Source organism: Microbacterium sp. NIBRBAC000506063, from assembly GCF_017968845.1.
Classification (GTDB): Bacteria; Actinomycetota; Actinomycetes; order Actinomycetales; family Microbacteriaceae; genus Microbacterium.
Window position 1 is genome coordinate 1719900 of sequence record NZ_CP072876.1, and the last position, 17847, is coordinate 1737746.

Genomic DNA, 17847 nt, shown 5'->3' on the forward strand with positions numbered 1-17847 from the left:
GTTTCGTGCGTTCTCGCGGAGTGCGCACCGACGGATGACGCGGCGGGCAGGCTCAGGCGAACAGGCGCTGGAGGCGCTGGATGCCCTCCAGGAGCTGGTCGTCGCCGAGGGCGTACGACAGGCGCAGGTATCCGGAGGGCCGAAGGCCTCGCCGGGGACGACGGCGACCTCGGCCTGCTCGAGGATGAGGTCGGCGAGCTCGAGTGACGTCGTCGGCGTGACGCCGCCCCAGGAGCGGCCGAGCAGACCCTGCACATCGGGGTAGACGTAGAAGGCGCCGCCCGGGGTCGGCACGCGTACGCCGTCGATCTTCGACAGCTCGGCGACGATGAGCTGTCGGCGGCGGTCGAAGGCCTCCTTGAACTGCTCGGCCTCGGTCTGCGGCCCGTTGAGGGCGGCGATCGCAGCCTTCTGGGCGACGTTGTTGACATTGCTGGAGAGGTGCGACTGGAGGTTTCCGGCGACCTTGATCGCATCGGCGGGGCCGACCATCCAGCCCACGCGCCAGCCGGTCATGGCGTAGGTCTTGGCGACGCCGTTGACGAGGATCGTCTGGCCCGCGGCATCCGGGACCGCCTGCACGATCGACGTGGCCGTGCCGCCGGTCCCCGAGCCCGTCGAAGGGTAGGTGAGGTTCTGGTAGATCTCGTCGGAGATGATCCAGATGCCGTGCTCGACCGCCCACTCGCCGATCGCCCGGGTCTCCTCGGCGGTGTAGACCGATCCGGTGGGGTTGGACGGGGAGACGAACACGAGTACGGACGTGCGCGCGGTGCGGGCTGCCTCGAGCTGCTCGACGGTGACCTTGTAGTCCTGATCGGCGCCGGCGAAGACCTCGACGGGCAAGCCGTCGGCGAGGCGGATCGCCTCGGGGTAGGTGGTCCAGTAGGGGCCGGCAGCAGCACCTCGTCGCCGGGGTTCACGACGGCCTGGAAAGCCTGGTAGACGGCCTGCTTGCCGCCGTTGGTGACGATGACCTGGCTCGGGGAGACCTCGAGCCCGGAGTCGCGGAGGGTCTTGGCGGCGACGGCCTCACGGAGGGCGGGAAGGCCCGCCGCCGGCGTGTACCGGTAGCTGGTGGGATCGGCGAGGGCCTCGGCGGCGGCGTCGACGATGAACTGCGGCGTGGCGAAGTCGGGCTCGCCGGCGGCGTAGGAGATCACCGGCTTGCCATCGGCCTTGAGCGCCTTGGCCTTGGCGTCGACCTTCAGGGTCGCCGATTCGGCGATGGCGGAGAGCTTGCGGGAGAGAGGAGCGCGTTCGGTCACGCTTACGAGCGTAGTCCTCCCTCCGGTGCCCGTGACAGGACGTGTCCTCGCATTGGCACTCAGTCTCAGCTACAATGGTTCGCAGTCTCACAGCTTTCTCAAGGGGAGAGATCATGCCCACCCAGTCCTACGCGCCGCCGGCAGCCGACTACGCCTTCCTCTACCGCGATGCCTTCGGCCGAGACATCGTCGCCGGCGCCACGGGCGGCGAGATGACCGCAGAGGATGCCGCAGAGATCCTCGCCGGCGCAGGGGATTTCGCCGCCGAGGTGCTCGCCCCGCTCGACCGGCCCGGCGACCAGATCGGCGCGAGGCTCGAGAACGGGCAGGTGCGCCTCCCCGCGGGCTTCGCCGAGGCGTACCAGGCCTTCATCGAGTCGGGCTGGGTGACCGCGGTCGCTCCCGCCAGCGCCGGCGGCGACGACCTTCCGGCATCCGTCCAGGCGGGGCTCGGCGAGATCTGGAACGGCGCCAACGCGGCCTTCGCGCTGTGCTGGATGCTCTCGGCCGGCGCGATCCACGCCCTCGACGCGGTCGCGTCCGAGGAACTGCGCGAGACCTACCTCACCAAGCTCGTCAGCGGCGAGTGGACCGGCACCATGAACCTGACCGAGCCGGATGCCGGCACCGACCTCGGCGCGATCCGCACGTTCGCCACTCCGCGCGAGGACGGCACCTGGGCGATCCGCGGACAGAAGATCTTCATCACGTGGGGCGACCACGATGTCGCAGAGAACATCGTGCACCTCGTGCTCGCCCGCACGCCCGACGCCCCGGCCGGCAGTCGTGGGCTGTCGCTGTTCGTGGTGCCGCGCACGCTCGTGGCGGCCGACGGTTCGCTGGGCGAGCGCAACGCGGTCGAGACCGTCGCGATCGAGCACAAGCTCGGCATCCACGCGAGCCCCACATGCGTGCTCTCCTACGAGGACGCGACCGGCTACCTCGTCGGCCCGCTGCACGGGGGACTGTCGGCGATGTTCGTGATGATGAACTCCGCCCGCGTCGGAATGGGGCACCAGGCCACCGGTATCGCCGAGCGCGCCTACCAGGCCGCCGCCGCCTACGCGGCCGACCGCAGGCAGGGCGGGTGATGGATCGCCCCGAGGGCGCGCCGATCGCCGAGCACCCCGACGTCGCGCGTCTGCTGCGATCGATGTCGAGCCAGATCTTCGCGATGCGCGCTCTTTCGGTCTACGTCGGCGACCTCTTCGACCGCGCCGAGAACGACGACGACACCCTGCGCCTGGCCGAGTTCTTCGTGCCGATCCTCAAGGGTTGGGCGAGCGAGGAGACGCTGCGGGTCACCTCCGAGGCGATCCAGGTCTACGGCGGCATGGGCTTCATCGAGGAGACCGGCGCCGCCCAGCACTACCGCGACGCGCGCATCGTGCCGATCTACGAGGGCACGACCGCGATCCAGGCCAACGACCTCCTCGGCCGCAAGCTCCTGCGCAACGGCGGCGAGACGGCCGCCGAGCTGTTCGCCGCGATCGACGAGACCGTGACGGCGTTGCGCGCCGCGCCTGGCGAGGTGGCCGCGCGCACGGCCGAGCGCCTGTCCCGGGCGTCGGATGCCGCGCAGCGCGCCACCGCGGCCGTGCTGGCCTTCGCAGACTCGCCTCGTGACGCCTACGCAGGCAGCGTCCCCTACCTCACGCTCCTGGGCACGCTCGCGGTGGCTGGATGCACGGGCTCGCCGTGCTCGCCGCATCCGATGACGCCCGGCGCCTGGCCGACGCCGACTTCTACGGCGCCCACCACCTCTCGCGGGTGCACGCGCTCGCCGAGGCCGTCGCCGCCGGCGAGATCGACTGACGCGGCTTTCGACATGACGAAGCGGGGTCGGATGCCGCGGCATCCGACCCCCGCTTCGTGCTCAGCCTCAGTCGGTCTCGACCAGGTGCCGGTTGTAGGCGCCCAGCGTCAGGAACGCCGGGAACTCTTCGCCCAGGGCCACCTCGCGGAACACCTCCGCGGCGTCGTCGAAACGGTCGCCCTCGGTGCGGGAGACCTCGCCGAGCACCTGGGTGATCAGTCCTTCGACGTAGTCGCGCGTGATGGGCGTGCCGTCCTCGGTCTTGCGGTCCTGGTGGATCCACTGCCAGATCTGGCTGCGCGAGATCTCGGCGAGGGAGGCGTCCTCGGTGAGGGTGCCCAGTGACACGACGCCCGAGCCCCGCAGCCAGGCCTCGACGTAGCGGATCGTCACCGACACGTTGTCGTGCACGCCCCGCGCGGTGATGGGACGACCCATGCGCAGATCCAGCAACTGCGCTGCGGTCACCTCGACGTCGTCGCGCTGACGGTCCAGCTGATTCGGCCGGTTGCCCAGGACGGCGTCGAACTCGGTCCGAGCCGTCTCGATGAGGCCCGGATGTGCGACCCAGGTGCCGTCGAAGCCGGTCGCGGCCTCTTGGCGCTTGTCGGCGGCGACCTTCTCCAGCTCGACGGCGGTCGACTCGGGGTCGCCCGCGTTCGGGATGACCGCGCTCATGCCGCCGATCGCGTGGGCGCCGCGCTTGTGCGCGGTCTTGACGATGAGGTCGGTGTAGGCGCGCATGAACGGCACCGCCATGGTGACCTCGTTGCGGTCGGGCAGCACGAACCGGGAACCGCGTCCGCGGTAGTTCTTGATGATCGAGAACAGGTAGTCCCAGCGTCCGGCGTTCAGTCCTGCGCAGTGGTCGCGCAGGGCGAAGAGGATCTCTTCCATCTCGAAGGCCGCGGGCAGGGTCTCGATGTGGACCGTCGCGCGGATCGTGCCGTGCGCGAGGCCGAGGTACTGCTCGCTGAAGGTGAAGACGTCGTCCCACAGCTTCGCCTCTTCGGCCGACTCCAGCTTCGGCAGGTAGAAGTAGGGTCCGCGCCCGGCGGCGATGAGCGCCGGGGCGTTGTGGAAGAAGTACAGGCCGAAGTCGACCAGCGATGCGGATGCCGCGAGTGCACGGCCGGTGCGGTCGGTGTACTGCAGGTGCGCCTCGGTGAGGTGCCAGCCGCGCGGTCGCATCACGATCGTGGGAGTGCGCTCGGCGGAGATGCGGTACTCCTTGCCCTCCGGGCTGGTGTACTCCAGGTCGCCGCGGATCGCGCTCGCCAGCGTCAGCTGGTCTTCGATGACGTTCGCCCAGGTCGGCGACATGGCGTCCTCGAGGTCGGCGAGCCAGACCTGCGCGCCGGAGTTGAGGGCGTTGATCGCGAGCTTCGGGCTCACGGGGCCGGTGATCTCGACCCGGCGATCCTCGAGACCGGGGCCGGCGCCGGCGACTCGCCACTCGGCATCGTCTCGGATGTGGCGGGTGTCGGCGGGGAACTGCGGGTCCTGGCCGGTGCCGATCTCGAAGCGGCGCCGCAGGCGCTCGGCGAGCCGGTCATGGCGGCGGCCGGCGAAACGGCTGTGCAGTTCGGTCAGGAACGCGATCGCCTCGGGCGTGAGGATGTCCTCGTAGCGGTCGCCCAGGCGGCCGAGGATCTCGATCGCGGGGCCGGTGGTGGAGTTCTCAGTGACGGGCGCGATGCCCGTGGCGGTGGGTGTCATCTTGAACCTCGTTCATTGAGCGGTGGCGGCGACGCCGCCGAAGTCGAAATGTCGTGTGCTGACCGGTGGTTCTTCCACTCTGGGTGAAGATCAACCCCTCCGCCGTACGAATCGGCTGTGAAGTTTCATGAATATTCTTCTTTCGTGACAGAATGGCGTGATCCACCCGAGCAAGGAGCGAACATGACGATGACGGACGCCGAAGCAGACGCCCTCACGATCGGCCGCCGCATCCGGCAGCTGCGCACGCAGCGCTCGATGACGCTCGAGGAGCTCGCCACGGCCGTCGATCGCGCGCCCAGCCAGCTCTCGATGATCGAGACCGGCAAGCGCGAGCCGAAACTCACCCTCCTGCAGGCGATCGCCCGTGCACTCGGAGTGACCGTCGATCGGCTTCTCGAGGGCGAGCCGCTCGATGAGCGCAGCTCGGTCGAGCTGTCGCTCGAGCGGGCCATGCGAGGGCAGACGTTCCAGGCGCTGGGCATCGAGCCGTTCCGGATCGCCAAGAGCGTGCCGACCGAGGCGCTCAAGGTCATGCTCGCCCTGCACGAGGAGATCGGGCGCCTCCGCGACGAGCGCGCCGCGACCCCTGAGGAGGCGCGGCGCGCGAACGTCGAGCTGCGGCATCTCATGCGCAGCCAGGACAACTACTTCGCAGAGCTCGAGACGAAGGCCGCCGAGATCCTGGCGGCGGTCGGGCACCCGGGCGGTCCGCTCACGCAGCGCACGGCATCCGAGATCGCCGCCCACCTCGGATTCACCCTGCACTACGCACCCGACCTCCCCCAGTCCACGCGCAGTGTCGCCGACCTCAAACACGGCAAGCTCTACCTGTCGACCCACGCGCAGAAGGCGGATGCCCGCAACGCGGTGCTGCAGGCGCTGTCCAGCCGCATCCTCGGGCATCACGAACCCACCAGCTACGCGGAGTTCCTGCGCCAGCGCGTCGAGACGAACTACCTCACCGGCGCCCTGCTCGTCCCGGAGGCGCACGTCGTCGGCTTCCTCACAGACGCCAAGGAGCGTCGCGCGATCTCGATCGAGGATCTGCGCGATGCCTACTCGGTCTCTTACGAGTCGGCGGCGCACCGGTTCACGAACCTCGCGACCCGGCATCTGGACATCCCCGTGCACTTCCTCAAGGTGCACGAGTCGGGCACGATCACCAAGGCCTACGAGAACGACGACGTGAACTTCCCGACCGATCGCCTGGCGCGATCGAGGGGCAGATGTGCTGCCGCAAGTGGACGAGTCGCGTCGTCTTCGACGTCGACGACCGCTTCAACCCGTACTACCAGTACACCGACACCGGGAACGGCACCTACTGGTGCACCGCGCGGGTCGAATCCTCCAGTGAGGGCCTCCACTCGGTGAGCGTGGGCGTGCGTTTCGACGACACGAAGTGGTTCGTCGGTCGCGACACTCCCAATCGGGGTGCGTCCACGCACTCGGTCGAGGTGTGCTGCCGGCGCGCGCCGGCGGAGCTCGAGGCGGCCTGGCGCGATCAGTCCTGGCCGAACGTGCGCACGCCTCGGACGCTTCTGGCGACCCTCCCCACGGGTGCGTTCCCCGGTGTGGACACGACGGATGTCTACGAGTTCCTGGAGGCGCACGCGCCGGCCGGCGGCTGAGGATCATCGGTGTGCCCGGCACGTCGGCGTGAGAGACTCGCCCCGTGGACGATGTGTTCGGGATTCTGGCGGGGCCGCGGGGGCGGAGACTGTGCCTGGAGGTCGCCACCGAGATCGGCGACGACGTGTGCCGCGAGTCACTGTTCTGGCTGTCGCACAAGCACGCCGCCCATCCCGGAAAGATCATCGGCTTCGGCTGGAAGGCGACGTCCAAGGCCGTCGCCGAGAGGGCGGACGCCGTGCACCTCTCGGACCTCACCGACGCCATCGCGGCAGCCGACCTCACCGCGATCGACGGCGCCCTGGTCGCACGGGCGTTCGCGCGCTCGGTCGGCGCGGCGATGTACTGGCAGGAGCCCGATGGGGACGACACCGTCGCGGGTCTTCCTGAGGTGATCGAGGCGCTCCGGCCGGTTGCCGGGGCGATCGACGCCCTGCCCGAGACGGCGTGGTGGCGTGCCGGGGTGCGCTCGCCGCAGTGGGCCGTGGAGTGGGGTGCTCTCGAGAGCATCGGCCCGGTGGAAGTGGGCGGGGTCGAGGGGCTCGACCTCTGGCGCGCAGAGGTCGTCGCCGGTAACGAGCGTGCCGCGGCCGAGCGCCCGGACGACCCGACCTCGAACTGGAGCGGCTCGTGGTGGTCGAAGCCGGGGCACGTCGTCGTGACCTCAGGCGAGGACGCCGACGGGGTGCCGGCCTCCATCACGATGGTCGAAGACGGGTTCGGCTGGACCGCCGCCGCGGCGATTCGGATGGGCGGCGCGGGACGCGTCTTCGAGATCCACACCCCTGACGACTGGGCGGAGCTGTGCCGGGCCTACCCGCTGGATACGACCCACGAGCACCGGCACGACTGGTTCCGGGCGACCGGCCGCGACGGCGCATGGGTGGAGCCGGACTGGCGGGCGGTGGCATCCGATTGGGACGCCGTGCATCTCACCGCCTTCGCCTACCTGGCCGGCGCGACCCGGGCAATCCCCGTCGACGAGGTGCGCGCCTCGGTGATCGCCGGGTGGGGACCGGATGCGACCTACTGGCTCACCGGCCGAGTGCGCGAACTGGGCGAGATCGTCCGCTGGCGCCGCGACGAGCAGGACGAGGTCTGGGTGCGCGCGGCATCCGACTGATCACGCCGGCGTGGCCAGCAGCTCGGCGAGATGCCGGTCGATCTGAGGCATGTAGGTCGGAGCCACGGCGAACAGGCCGAGGTGCCCGAGCACGTCCTCGATCACGCGCAGCTCGCTTCCGGGAATCAGCGCCTGCTCCGCGGCGCAGTCGCGCACCGGGAAGAACATGTCTTCGTCGATGGGCATCACGAAGGTCTTGGCGGTGATGCGTCCGAGCGCGGCGGCGAGATCTCCGCCGGTGTGGCGGGCGACATCGCCGCGCTGCCACTTCCATGCCATGGTGAGCAGGTCGTTCGGATCCATGGCGGTGAAGTACGGCCGAAGGAATCCGTCGAGGAAGGCCTCCTTCGACTCGAACTCCAGCGCGCGCCAGACCTCCTGCTTCCAGAACTCGGTCGAGAACCCCAGAATGGCCCAGATGTTCGCGTGTCGGGTGAGCCCGTCGGCGACCTCGGTGTGCGAGGCGTACTCGCCCCCGTTCCATCCCGGATCCGACCAGATCTGCTCGTTGAGCGCTTCGGTGAACAGGAAGTCGTGCGGGGTGTTCTGCGCCGTGCCGGCGATGGGTGCCGCGCGCCGGACCTTCTCGGGGAACCTCACGGCCCATTCGTACGTCTGCTGTGCGCCCATGGATCCGCCGACCACGAGAGCGAGACGATCGATGCCGAAGTGCTCGCGCAGCAGACGTTCCTGCGCGACGACATCGTCGCCGATGCGGACCTTCGGGAAGCGCGACATCGAGATCGAGGCATCGTCGGTGTTGTGCGGTGACGTCGAGAGGCCGTTCCCGATCTGATTGACGCTCACGATGAAGTAGCGCGAAGGATCCAGCGCGTGATCCTCGCCGATATAGGCATCCGCCCAGATCTGGTGCGTCCCCGAGTACCAGGTCGGGATCAGGATCGCATTGTCCTTGTTCGCGTTGAGGGTCCCCCAGGTGCGCACCGCGAGCTTCAGGTCGGGGATCGCACCGCCCTCTTCGAGGTCAAGTCTGCCGATCGAGATGAGCTCGAAGTCCTTGTGGACGTCGCCGCTGTAGTAAGGGTTGTCGATCATCGTTCCACTCCATCGTGGTCGGGGCTCTGTCAGACTCATCGTCGCCGCCGCGGCCGGCGAGCGTAACCGACAGTGCGGCGCGGTTCGGGCGCACTCGACCGCCAATCGGCGGCTCGCAGTGCGGGCGTTCTCAGGAGCCGGATACCGGTGCCGGCAGCTCGAGCACATGCGAGCTGCGCACCCGCCACCGGAGGTAGGCGACGGCCATGCGGGTGCGTCCCCAGCCGTCCAACGGGTCGAATCCGAATGCGGATGCGATGACGTCGATGCGCGTGGTCATCGTGCTGTGATGAACGCCGGCAGTACGGGCGGCTTCCCGCACGGAGGTCGAGTGCACGAGCGCATCGAGGGTGGGCGGTGCCCAGGTGTGCGCGTCGGCGAGGCCGGCGACGGCTGACTCGTCGGCATCCATCCGGGGCCGGACAGGCTGGTCGGCAAGGGTGGCGGCCAGGACCCCGAGATCATCGGCGCGGAAGACGCCGTCTTCGGCCGTGTCGGAAAGACGCAGCGCGAGCACCGCGGTGCGGAAGGACGTGGCGAGGTCATCGCGTTCGACGGCGATCCCGATACCGAGAGGCGCCGCGGAGATCGCCGAATCGGCCGGGATGACCGCGGTGTGCACGGGACCGAAGTCGGTGCGGACGACATCCTCGGGACCGGCGGGGTGGGTGCGCCAGACGGCGAACAGCGGCGCGGCGATCGCTCGGAAGGAGGTGTCGGCGGGGAGGCCACGCCTGGTCGCGGCGTCCCTGCGCAGGGCGAGATCGGCGCTGTCGTCGAAGAGCACGGCGAGGTCCCGAGGGCCGGGAGCCCGGCCGTGATCATCACGGAGATGAATGGCCAGAGCGAGCCGTTCCAGGATGATGGCATCGTTCACGCCGGCTTCGGACCCCTCGATCCAGACGATGAGGCCATCGGATTCGAGCGCCGACTCCGGCGGTGGCGCGGACGGCAGTCTGCGGCCCGAGGGGTCGACTCTCACGGGCGGCGCCTGGTTCGAGCGCTGGGCCCCGACCGGCCGCCCGGCGAGAGCCGCCGCGGCACTGAGCAGGCCTTCCGTGCCGACGTGCCCGGCCATCAGCTCATCGAAGCACGCGATCACGCGCAGTCCTTGACTGGCCGCGGGGTCAAGCGCGCGCAGGCGTCCCAGCAGTTCCTGCATGCTCTTCCTCCTTGGACAAGTGTCGCGCGAGTTCGATCAGTCCGCCAGGGTGCGCCTGAGCCAGTCGCTGCGTGCGCGGATCATCGCGCGCGAGATCGACGTGTGGGAGGCGAAGATGTCGCAGGCGTGGAAGGCGCCCGGCCAGACGTGCAGTTCGACGTCCACGCCGGCTTCCCACAGTCGTCGGGCGTAGTCCACCGCCTCGTCACGGAAGATCTCCGCGGCTCCGACGTCGATGAACGTCGAGGGGAGGCCGCTGAGGTCGCCGGCGCGCGCGGGCGCCGCGTACGTAGGAACCCCGGGTCCGCCCACCGCGTCGCCCAGGAGCGCGCGCCAGCCCGTCTCGTTGCTGATGCGATCCCAGACGCCGACGCCGTCGAAGGCGTGCGTCGACGGGGTGAGGCCGCGATCATCGAGCATCGGATAATCCAGCAGCTGTCCGCGAAGCACCGGTCCGTTGCGGTCGCGTGCGGCCAGCGCGACCCCGGCGGCCAGCCCTCCTCCGGCGCTGGCGCCGGCGACGAGGATGCGGTCGCTGCGTACGGCCAGCGAAGAGGCCTGTGACGCGAACCACTCCAGTGCGGCGTAGCAGTCCTCGAAGGGAATCGGGTGCGGATGCTCCGGGGCCAGGCGATAGTCGACGGTGAGGAGGACGGCACCGAGTTCCACCACCCAGCCCAGCGCGTGATCTGCTCCGCTGAAGCGATCTCCGAACATCAGTCCGCCGGAGTGCAGGAGGACGATGCCGGCGCCGGATCGCCCTTCGCGAGGCGTCACGATCGATGCCTCCAACGTCGTGCCCCATCCAGGCAGCTCGATGTCGACGACGTCGATCGGGCGCCCGGCGATCAGTTCCTCTCGCGGCGGAGAGGCGTAGGACCGGCGCATGTGCTCGATGAGGTCGGGCGTCACGGTCGGCGGGAAGACGCCGCCGAGGACCGCGAGCGCGGCCCGCAGCTCCGGGTCGAAGGCATTGCGGCGGGAGCCCTCGGCGTTCATTCCGGCATTTTGGCACACCTCAGCGCGGAGGCGCCGTCTGCAGCGCCGCCCACAGCTCCGCGCGACCCGGGAAACCGCCCAGATCCAGCTCCAGGAGCCTGCTCGCCTGGGTGACGCGGGTGCGCAGAGTATGCCGGTGGATGCCGAGCTCTGCCGCAGCCGGTTCCAGCCGGGCATCGTGCGTGAGCCATACCCGCAGGCTGCGCTCCAGGTCGCCGCCTGCGGCGTCGTGATCGCGCAGCGGGGCGAGGCGGGCGGATGCCGCGAGCTGGGCGTCTTCGGTGGCGAGGGCCCGCAGCAGGCTCGCCGCCTCCGTGTCCGCGAAGCGGGTCGCGCCGGTCCCGCCGCGCCGCAGCGCGGCGAGTGCCTCGGCGTGCGCGCGGGAGAACTCGTCGTAGCGAGCGGGGGAGGAGACGCCGATCCGGATGCCGAAGCGGGCCGCCGCCTCATCGACCAGCTCTTCGCGCTCGGCCGTGACGCACATCGTGTAGCCGGCATCCGATTCCGCGGTGAACGCCTCACGCGGCTCGGAGACGCGCTCCCACCACTGGCTGAGCGAGTCGGCGGGGGCGTCGGGGTCGGCGACGGCGACGACGAAGGGCGCGGGCGGGACGCTGCCGAGAACGCGGCGGGCCAGGCCCGGATCGTCCAGCTGAAGCGAGGAGAGCACCTGCGCGTGGAGCCGGCGCCGCTGTCGCAGCAGGTCCTCGCCCTGATCGAGGGCGAGCCCCGCCATGGCGATGACCGAGGTGACGACGGCGCGCGCCTCTGGGTCCAGCGCCCCGGCGGCGATCGCGATCACGCCGCGCAGATGTCGGTCGCGCCCGAGCGAGAAGAGCGTGAACGCCTGATCGCCGAGCGTGAGCGACTGGCCGGCCTGCTGCCCCGGGCGAGGATCTCCGTCGCCCGCGCGACCAGCTCCGCCTCCGTCTCAGGAGGCAGCGCTCTTCGGGGATGCTCCGAGGCGAGCACGCCCGCAGCGTCGACCATGCCGATCCAGGCGTCCAGTCGGCGGGCGAGCTCGGCGAGAGTGGACTCGAGTCCATGAGGGCGGAGAGCGGCGAGGGCCAGGGCGCGCTGGGTCTCCAGAGCCCAGTTGCGGCGCCCGAAGGCGTGTGCGGCGATCGACTCCGCGTGCGCGCGGGCGACGGCGATGAAGGGTGTGCGGTAGGGAACCTCGAAGAGGGGGATGCCGGCATCGGTGCAGGCCTCGACGAGCGGTGCGGGCACATCGGGCAGCGCGACCTCCCGGCCGAAGCCGAGACCCACGACACCGCGCGCGGCGAGCCGGTGCACGTAGTCGGAAGGGCTCACGGCCGACTGGCCGACGAGCTGGGTGCCGGTCGTGAGCAGGGCCAGATCGTCGGCGAGGAAGGGGGTGGGGTCGGCGAGGTCGCTCGAGTGCACCCAGCGCAGCGCGCGATCGAGCGCGCCCTCGGGGAGCGTCTCGGCGGGGGTGACCAGGGTCAGCTGCAGATCGGTCTGACGCAGCAGTGCGCGCAGGGTGGGCTGCTCGGGCAGCGGCGGAGCGGAGCGGGCGACCATCGGCAGTTCCTTCCTCGGGAGACCCGCTGCGTTTCGTCTCGGTCGCGCTACGCGCGTCCTCGCTCAATGACCGGAGGCCGCCCCCGGTCGTTGAGCGAGCGCAGCGAGACGAAACGCAGCAAGGTTGTGTTATACGAACTGGTGAACCAACTCCTTATATTGTACGCAGTGGCGAATGCTTCCCGCATCCGATCTTCCTACAGTCGACACCATGACCACCCTCGCAGACACCGCCACCACGCCCCTCGGCGGCCCGCAGCTCCCGCAGGAGCGCCGCCTCGTCACCGCGCTGCCGGGCCCGCGCTCGGCCGAGCTCCTCGCCCGGAAGTCGGATGCCGTCGCCGCCGGTGTCGGCCACACCGTGCCCGTCGCGGCGGTCGCCGCCGGAGGCGGAGTCGTCGTCGACGCCGACGGCAACTCGCTCATCGACCTCGGCAGCGGCATCGCCGTGACGACGGTCGGCAACGCCCACCCGAAGGTCGCCGCCGCCGTGGCTGCCCAGGCCGCGCAGTTCACGCACACCTGCTTCATGATCTCGCCCTACGAGTCGTACGTCGCCGTCGCCGAGGCGCTCAACCGCCTCACCCCCGGTGACTTCGCCAAGAAGAGCGCCCTGTTCAACTCCGGTGCCGAGGCCGTCGAGAACGCCGTGAAGATCGCCCGCAAGCACACCGGTCGCCAGGCGGTCGTCGCCTTCGACCACGGCTACCACGGCCGCACCAACCTCACGATGGCGCTCACCGCGAAGAACCAGCCCTACAAGAACGGCTTCGGTCCCTTCGCCCCGAGGTGTACCGGGCGCCGCTGTCGTACCCCTTCCGCGATGGGTTGAGCGGGCCCGAGGCCGCCGCGCGCACGATCCACCAGCTCGAGAAGCAGGTCGGTGCCGAGAACCTCGCCGCCATCGTCATCGAGCCGATCCAGGGCGAGGGCGGGTTCATCGTCCCCGCCGACGGCTTTCTCCCCGCGCTCCAGGAGTGGACGCGCGCCAACGGCATCGTCTTCATCGCCGACGAGGTGCAGACCGGCTTCGCCCGCACGGGCGAGATGTTCGCCAGCACGCACTTCGGCATCGAGCCCGACCTCATCACGACAGCGAAGGGCATCGCCGCAGGGCTCCCGCTGGCGGCCGTCACCGGGCGCGCCGAGATCATGGACGCCTCGCACGCCGGCGGCCTCGGCGGCACCTACGGCGGCAACCCGATCGCCTGCGCGGCCGCCCTCGCCGCGATCGACGTCTTCGAGAACGACGGAATGATCGAGCGGGCACGCCAGATCGAGAAGGCCCTCAAAGGCCGGCTGCAGGAGCTCGCGGCATCCGACGCCCGCATCGGAGACGTGCGCGGACACGGTGCGATGATCGCCGCCGAGTTCGTCGACGCCGAGACCGGGGCACCGGATGCCGCACTCACCGCCGCCGTCGCAAAGGCCGCGATCGCCGAAGGCGTGATCGTCCTGACCTGCGGGACGGACGGCAACGTCATCCGGTTCCTGCCGCCGCTGTCGATCGGCGACGAGCTGCTGAACGAAGGCCTCGACATCATCGCCGCGGCGCTCGCCGCCGCCTGACACTTCCGGCCGCGGTCCCGGCATCGGGGGATCACGGATCGCGGCCGGATCAGACACCGTTCGAAGGAAGAAGAGACACCATGACCACGCAGATCGCACCGAACGAAGCGGACCTCCTGGAGCGCGTGCCCGCGCAGCTCTACATCGCCGGCGAGTGGACGGACGCCGAGGGCGGACGCACCTTCGAGGTGCGCGATCCCGCGACGAACGCCGTCATCCGCACGATCGCGGACGCCTCGCCGGCCGACGGCATCCGGGCGCTCGATGCGGCCGTGGCCGCGCAGGACGCCTGGGCGGCCACCCCGCCGCGCACCCGCAGCGACATCCTGCGCCGTGCCTTCGACCTCGTGCAGGAGCACAAGGAGGATCTCGCCCTCCTCATGACGATCGAGATGGGAAAGCCGCTCGCCGAGGCGCGTGGCGAAGTGGCCTACGGGGGCGAGTTCCTCCGCTGGTTCAGCGAGGAGGCCGTGCGCATCAGCGGTCGCTACGGCCTCAACCCCGAGGGCACCGGCCGCATGGTCGTCTCGCAGCGCCCCGTCGGCCCCTCGTTCTTCATCACGCCGTGGAACTTCCCCTTCGCGATGGCCACCCGCAAGATCGCCCCGGCGCTCGCCGCGGGCTGCACCGTCGTCATCAAGCCGCCGGCGCTGACGCCCCTCACGACGATCTTCTTCACGACCCTCCTGGAGAAGGCGGGCCTGCCCGCCGGCGTCGTCAACGTCGTGGCGACCTCCTCCTCGTCGAAGCTGTCGGCGCCGATCATCGCGGATCCGCGGCTGCGCAAGCTCTCCTTCACCGGATCGACCGAGGTCGGCCGCAAGCTCATCGAGCAGGCCGCCGAGGGCGTGCTGCGGGTCTCCATGGAGCTCGGCGGCAACGCGCCGTTCGTCGTCTTCGACGACGCCGACCTCGACAAGGCGGTCGACGGCGCGATGCTGGCGAAGTTCCGCAACATCGGCCAGGCCTGCACCGCGGCGAACCGCTTCATCGTGCACGCGGATGTCGCAGACGACTTCGCCCGCCGGGTCACCGAGCGGGTGCAGGCGATGAGGATCGGTCGCGGCACCGAGGACGGCGTCGCGATCGGACCCCTCATCGACGAGGACGCCGTGGCCAAGGCCGCAGAGCTCGTCGGCGATGCGGTGGAGCGCGGCGCCGCGGTGCTCACCGGCGGCAACGCGCTCGAGGGCGAGGGCTCATTCTTCGAGCCGACCGTCGTCTCCGGCGTCGCCGCGGGCAGTGCGATCCTCCGGGAGGAGATCTTCGGCCCGGTCCTGGCCATCGCCACCTTCCAGGACGAGGAGGAGGCCGTGCGGCTCGCCAACGACACCGAGTACGGTCTCGTCTCCTACGTCTTCACCGAGGATCTCGCCCGCGGGCACCGGATGATCGATGCGCTCGAGACGGGCATGATGGGTCTCAACGTCGGCGTCGTGTCCAACGCGGCCGCACCCTTCGGCGGGCTCAAGCAGTCGGGCATCGGCCGCGAGGGCGGATTCGAGGGGATCCACGAGTTCCTCTCCACCAAGTACACACTGATCCCCACCGACTGACCCCGCGTCAGACATCCCATCGCGAAGGAGCGAGACATGACCGCATACGCAGTGATCAACCCGGCCACCGGAGCGACCGAGAAGACCTACGGGGCCGCCACCGACGCGGAGGTGGAGGAGACAATCGCCCGGGCGGATGCCGCGCACCGCGACTGGTCGCGCACCTCCACGGTCGCCGAGCGCGCGGCCCTCATCCGCCGCATGGCCCAGCTGCACCGCGAGAGGCGGGAGGAGCTCGCCGACATCATCGTGCGCGAGATGGGCAAGCCCCGGGAAGCGGCGTTGGGCGAGGTGGACTTCGCCGCCGACATCGCCGACTTCTACGCCGACAACGCCGGGACCGTCACCGCCGACCAGCCCCTGGAGATCCTGGGGAGGGCAGCGCCGTCATCCGCCGTTCCTCGCTGGGGCCGCTTCTGGGCATCATGCCGTGGAACTTCCCCGCGTATCAGATCGTGCGCTTCGCGGCTCCGAACCTCGCGGTCGGCAACACGATCATCCTCAAGCCCGCACCGCAGTGCCCCGAGTCCTCGGAGGCGATCGCGCAGATCTACCGCGACGCGGGCTTCCCGGAGGGCGCCTACCAGAACCTGCTCGCCACGAACGAGCAGATCGCGGAGATCATCGCCGACCCGCGCATCCAGGGCGTGTCGGTGACCGGCTCGGAACGCGCCGGTGCTGCCGTCGCCGAGGTCGCCGGACGCCACCTGAAGAAGGTGGCGCTCGAGCTCGGCGGCTCGGACCCGTTCATCGTGCTCTCGGCATCCGATCTCGACGAGGTCGTGCGATCCGCGGTCGACGCGCGCCTGGACAACAACGGGCAGTCGTGCAACGGCGCCAAGCGCTTCATCGTCGTCGGCGAGCTGTACGACGCCTTCGCGGAGAAGTTCACCGCCGCGATGGCCGCCGTCGCACCGAGCGATCCCATGCAGGACGACACGATCCTGGGTCCGCTGTCGTCGGATGCCGCATCGGCCCGCCTGCAGGAGCAGCTCGACCACGCCGTCGCGCAGGGCGCGACCGTGCTGACCGGCGGCGGCCGCGAGGGCAACTTCTTCGCGCCGACCGTGCTCGCCGATGTGACCCCGGAGATGGACGTCTACCGGGAAGAGCTGTTCGGCCCGGCGGCGGTGCTCTACCGCGTCGCCGACGAGGATGCGGCCGTCGCGCTCGCCAATGACACCGCCTTCGGGCTCGGCTCGTACGTCTTCACGACCGATGCGGAGCAGGCCGAGCGCGTGGCCGACCGGATCGAGGCCGGCATGGTCTACGTCAATCTCGTTCTCGCCGACAGCCCGGAGCTCCCCTTCGGCGGGGTGAAGCGCTCCGGCACCTCGCGCGAGCTCGGACTGTTGGCCGCCGACGAGTTCGTGAACAAGAAGCTCATCCGCATCGGCTGAGCCTCGACATCCGATCCCCTGTTGCTGCGCGCCGCGCGGCGACAGAATGGAGATATGGAGAACACGCAGGATCCGGTCGTCGCACTCACCGATGAGCAGTGCTGGGAGCGTCTGGGCGCGCAGGAACTCGGGCGCATCGTCACGCATGTCGGCGGCGTCATCGACATCTTCCCGGTCAACTACGTCGTCGACGGTCGTGAGATCGTGTTCCGCACCGCCGAGGGCAGCAAGCTTTTCGAGCTCACTGTGAACGACGACGTGCTCTTCGAGGTCGACGATCACACCGAGACGGATGCCTGGAGCGTCGTGATCCGCGGCACCGCCCGCCGCCTCGAGACCGACGACGAGGTGCAGCACGCCGACACCCTGCCGCTGACGCCCTGGATCCCCACGCTCAAGCACAACTACGTGCGGATCGCGCCGGGGGAGATCAGTGGGCGGGCGTTCCGCCGCGATGGAGAGCCCGACCGCTACGGCGTGCAGCCGTACTGACCCGGGTTCGGACGGGTGCGCGGGATGCCGTACAATTGATCTCGCAGTGATTATCTGCATTCTTTTGCCATGCCCGAGAGGGTAGGCGGAATGCGGATGCAGGGGCCGAAGGGTCTCTAGGGCGGTAGCTCAATTGGCAGAGCAGCGGTCTCCAAAACCGCAGGTTGCAGGTTCGATTCCTGTCCGCCCTGCGCGTCAGCCCACGCTGGCACACGAAAGGTACATGCAGGATGACTAACGACCCCACGGGTGGCGATCTCGTCGCAGGCGGCGGTGCCGTCAGCGAGAAGAAGCTCGGCTTCTTCGGGCGCATCGCGCTGTTCATCCGCCAGATCCTCGCCGAGCTTCGCAAGGTCGTCACTCCGACCCGCAAGGAGCTCGCCAAGTTCACCTCGGTGGTCTTCGTCTTCGTGCTGATCGTGATCGGGATCGTCTACGGACTCGACTTCGTGTTCTCGTGGCTGGCCCGACAGGTGTTCGGGATCCCGGGCTGATCAGCCTGACATTCCC

The 17847-nt window shown here is 69.8% G+C and carries 11 protein-coding genes, 1 tRNA gene and 5 pseudogenes; 10 read left to right on the plus strand and 7 right to left on the minus strand.

Features of this window, described 5'->3' with window-relative positions:
- Positions 1-52 precede the first annotated feature (52 nt).
- Positions 53-1268: pseudogene (locus KAE78_RS09870) on the minus strand (pyridoxal phosphate-dependent aminotransferase).
- 113 nt (positions 1269-1381) lie between these two features.
- Here KAE78_RS09870 and KAE78_RS09875 point away from each other — a divergent pair.
- Both KAE78_RS09875 and KAE78_RS09880 read left to right on the plus strand, forming a co-directional pair.
- Complete coding sequence (locus KAE78_RS09875) at positions 1382-2359, plus strand: acyl-CoA dehydrogenase family protein (RefSeq protein ID WP_223170730.1); 978 nt, start codon at positions 1382-1384, stop codon at positions 2357-2359.
- Between the two features lie 62 nt (positions 2360-2421).
- Positions 2422-2889, plus strand: a pseudogene (locus KAE78_RS09880) (acyl-CoA dehydrogenase family protein); the annotation flags it as partial.
- 261 nt (positions 2890-3150) lie between these two features.
- Here KAE78_RS09880 and aceB read toward each other — a convergent pair.
- Complete coding sequence (gene aceB, locus KAE78_RS09885) at positions 3151-4803, minus strand: malate synthase A (RefSeq protein ID WP_223170731.1); 1653 nt, start codon at positions 4801-4803, stop codon at positions 3151-3153.
- Positions 4804-4986: 183 nt separating this feature from the next.
- On the opposite strand from aceB, the pseudogene KAE78_RS09890 reads away from it, so the two are divergent.
- A pseudogene (locus KAE78_RS09890) lies at positions 4987-6434 on the plus strand (helix-turn-helix domain-containing protein).
- Between the two features lie 44 nt (positions 6435-6478).
- Positions 6479-7558, plus strand: coding sequence for a hypothetical protein (locus KAE78_RS09895; protein ID WP_223170732.1), 1080 nt, complete (start codon positions 6479-6481; stop codon positions 7556-7558).
- Here the strand turns inward: KAE78_RS09895 and KAE78_RS09900 are convergent, their stop codons facing one another.
- The 5 genes from KAE78_RS09900 to KAE78_RS09920 form a co-directional block, all read right to left on the minus strand.
- A complete protein-coding gene (locus KAE78_RS09900; protein ID WP_223170733.1) occupies positions 7559-8614 on the minus strand; it encodes an alpha/beta fold hydrolase in 1056 nt (351 codons plus the stop codon).
- Positions 8615-8744: 130 nt separating this feature from the next.
- On the minus strand, positions 8745-9776 hold the full coding sequence (locus tag KAE78_RS09905) for a helix-turn-helix domain-containing protein (protein ID WP_223170734.1): 1032 nt from the start codon (positions 9774-9776) through the stop codon (positions 8745-8747).
- 36 nt (positions 9777-9812) lie between these two features.
- On the minus strand, positions 9813-10775 hold the full coding sequence (locus KAE78_RS09910) for an alpha/beta hydrolase fold domain-containing protein (RefSeq protein ID WP_223170735.1): 963 nt from the start codon (positions 10773-10775) through the stop codon (positions 9813-9815).
- A gap of 19 nt (positions 10776-10794) precedes the next feature.
- Complete coding sequence (locus tag KAE78_RS09915) at positions 10795-11577, minus strand: PucR family transcriptional regulator (RefSeq protein WP_223170736.1); 783 nt, start codon at positions 11575-11577, stop codon at positions 10795-10797.
- On the minus strand, positions 11574-12320 hold the full coding sequence (locus KAE78_RS09920; protein ID WP_223170737.1) for a PucR family transcriptional regulator ligand-binding domain-containing protein: 747 nt from the start codon (positions 12318-12320) through the stop codon (positions 11574-11576). The genes KAE78_RS09915 and KAE78_RS09920 overlap by 4 nt, the downstream gene beginning before the upstream one ends.
- A 211-nt stretch (positions 12321-12531) precedes the next feature.
- On the opposite strand from KAE78_RS09920, the pseudogene gabT reads away from it, so the two are divergent.
- From gabT to secE, 6 genes and pseudogenes are all read left to right on the plus strand, one after another.
- A pseudogene (gabT, locus tag KAE78_RS09925) lies at positions 12532-13889 on the plus strand (4-aminobutyrate--2-oxoglutarate transaminase).
- Positions 13890-13969: 80 nt separating this feature from the next.
- Positions 13970-15445 (plus strand): NAD-dependent succinate-semialdehyde dehydrogenase, encoded by a 1476-nt coding sequence (locus KAE78_RS09930; RefSeq protein ID WP_223170738.1) that lies wholly within the window; start codon positions 13970-13972, stop codon positions 15443-15445.
- A gap of 36 nt (positions 15446-15481) precedes the next feature.
- A pseudogene (locus KAE78_RS09935) lies at positions 15482-16845 on the plus strand (NAD-dependent succinate-semialdehyde dehydrogenase).
- A gap of 54 nt (positions 16846-16899) precedes the next feature.
- A complete protein-coding gene (locus tag KAE78_RS09940) occupies positions 16900-17337 on the plus strand; it encodes a pyridoxamine 5'-phosphate oxidase family protein (protein ID WP_223170739.1) in 438 nt (145 codons plus the stop codon).
- Positions 17338-17455: 118 nt separating this feature from the next.
- Positions 17456-17528: transfer RNA gene (locus tag KAE78_RS09945), tRNA-Trp, on the plus strand.
- 39 nt (positions 17529-17567) lie between these two features.
- On the plus strand, positions 17568-17831 hold the full coding sequence (gene secE / locus KAE78_RS09950; protein WP_223170740.1) for a preprotein translocase subunit SecE: 264 nt from the start codon (positions 17568-17570) through the stop codon (positions 17829-17831).
- The last annotated feature ends 16 nt before the right edge of the window (positions 17832-17847 follow it).

Excerpts from the sequence above, each read along its gene's own strand:
- KAE78_RS09920 (WP_223170737.1), bottom strand. The coding sequence starts at position 12,320 with ATGGTCGCCCGCTCCGCTCCGCCGCTGCCCGAGCAGCCCACCCTGCGC.
- KAE78_RS09940 (WP_223170739.1), top strand. The coding sequence starts at position 16,900 with ATGGAGAACACGCAGGATCCGGTCGTCGCACTCACCGATGAGCAGTGC.
- aceB (WP_223170731.1), bottom strand. The coding sequence starts at position 4,803 with ATGACACCCACCGCCACGGGCATCGCGCCCGTCACTGAGAACTCCACC.
- KAE78_RS09905 (WP_223170734.1), bottom strand. The coding sequence starts at position 9,776 with ATGCAGGAACTGCTGGGACGCCTGCGCGCGCTTGACCCCGCGGCCAGT.
- KAE78_RS09930 (WP_223170738.1), top strand. The coding sequence starts at position 13,970 with ATGACCACGCAGATCGCACCGAACGAAGCGGACCTCCTGGAGCGCGTG.
- KAE78_RS09875 (WP_223170730.1), top strand. The coding sequence starts at position 1,382 with ATGCCCACCCAGTCCTACGCGCCGCCGGCAGCCGACTACGCCTTCCTC.
- KAE78_RS09910 (WP_223170735.1), bottom strand. The coding sequence starts at position 10,775 with ATGAACGCCGAGGGCTCCCGCCGCAATGCCTTCGACCCGGAGCTGCGG.
- KAE78_RS09900 (WP_223170733.1), bottom strand. The coding sequence starts at position 8,614 with ATGATCGACAACCCTTACTACAGCGGCGACGTCCACAAGGACTTCGAG.
- secE (WP_223170740.1), top strand. The coding sequence starts at position 17,568 with ATGACTAACGACCCCACGGGTGGCGATCTCGTCGCAGGCGGCGGTGCC.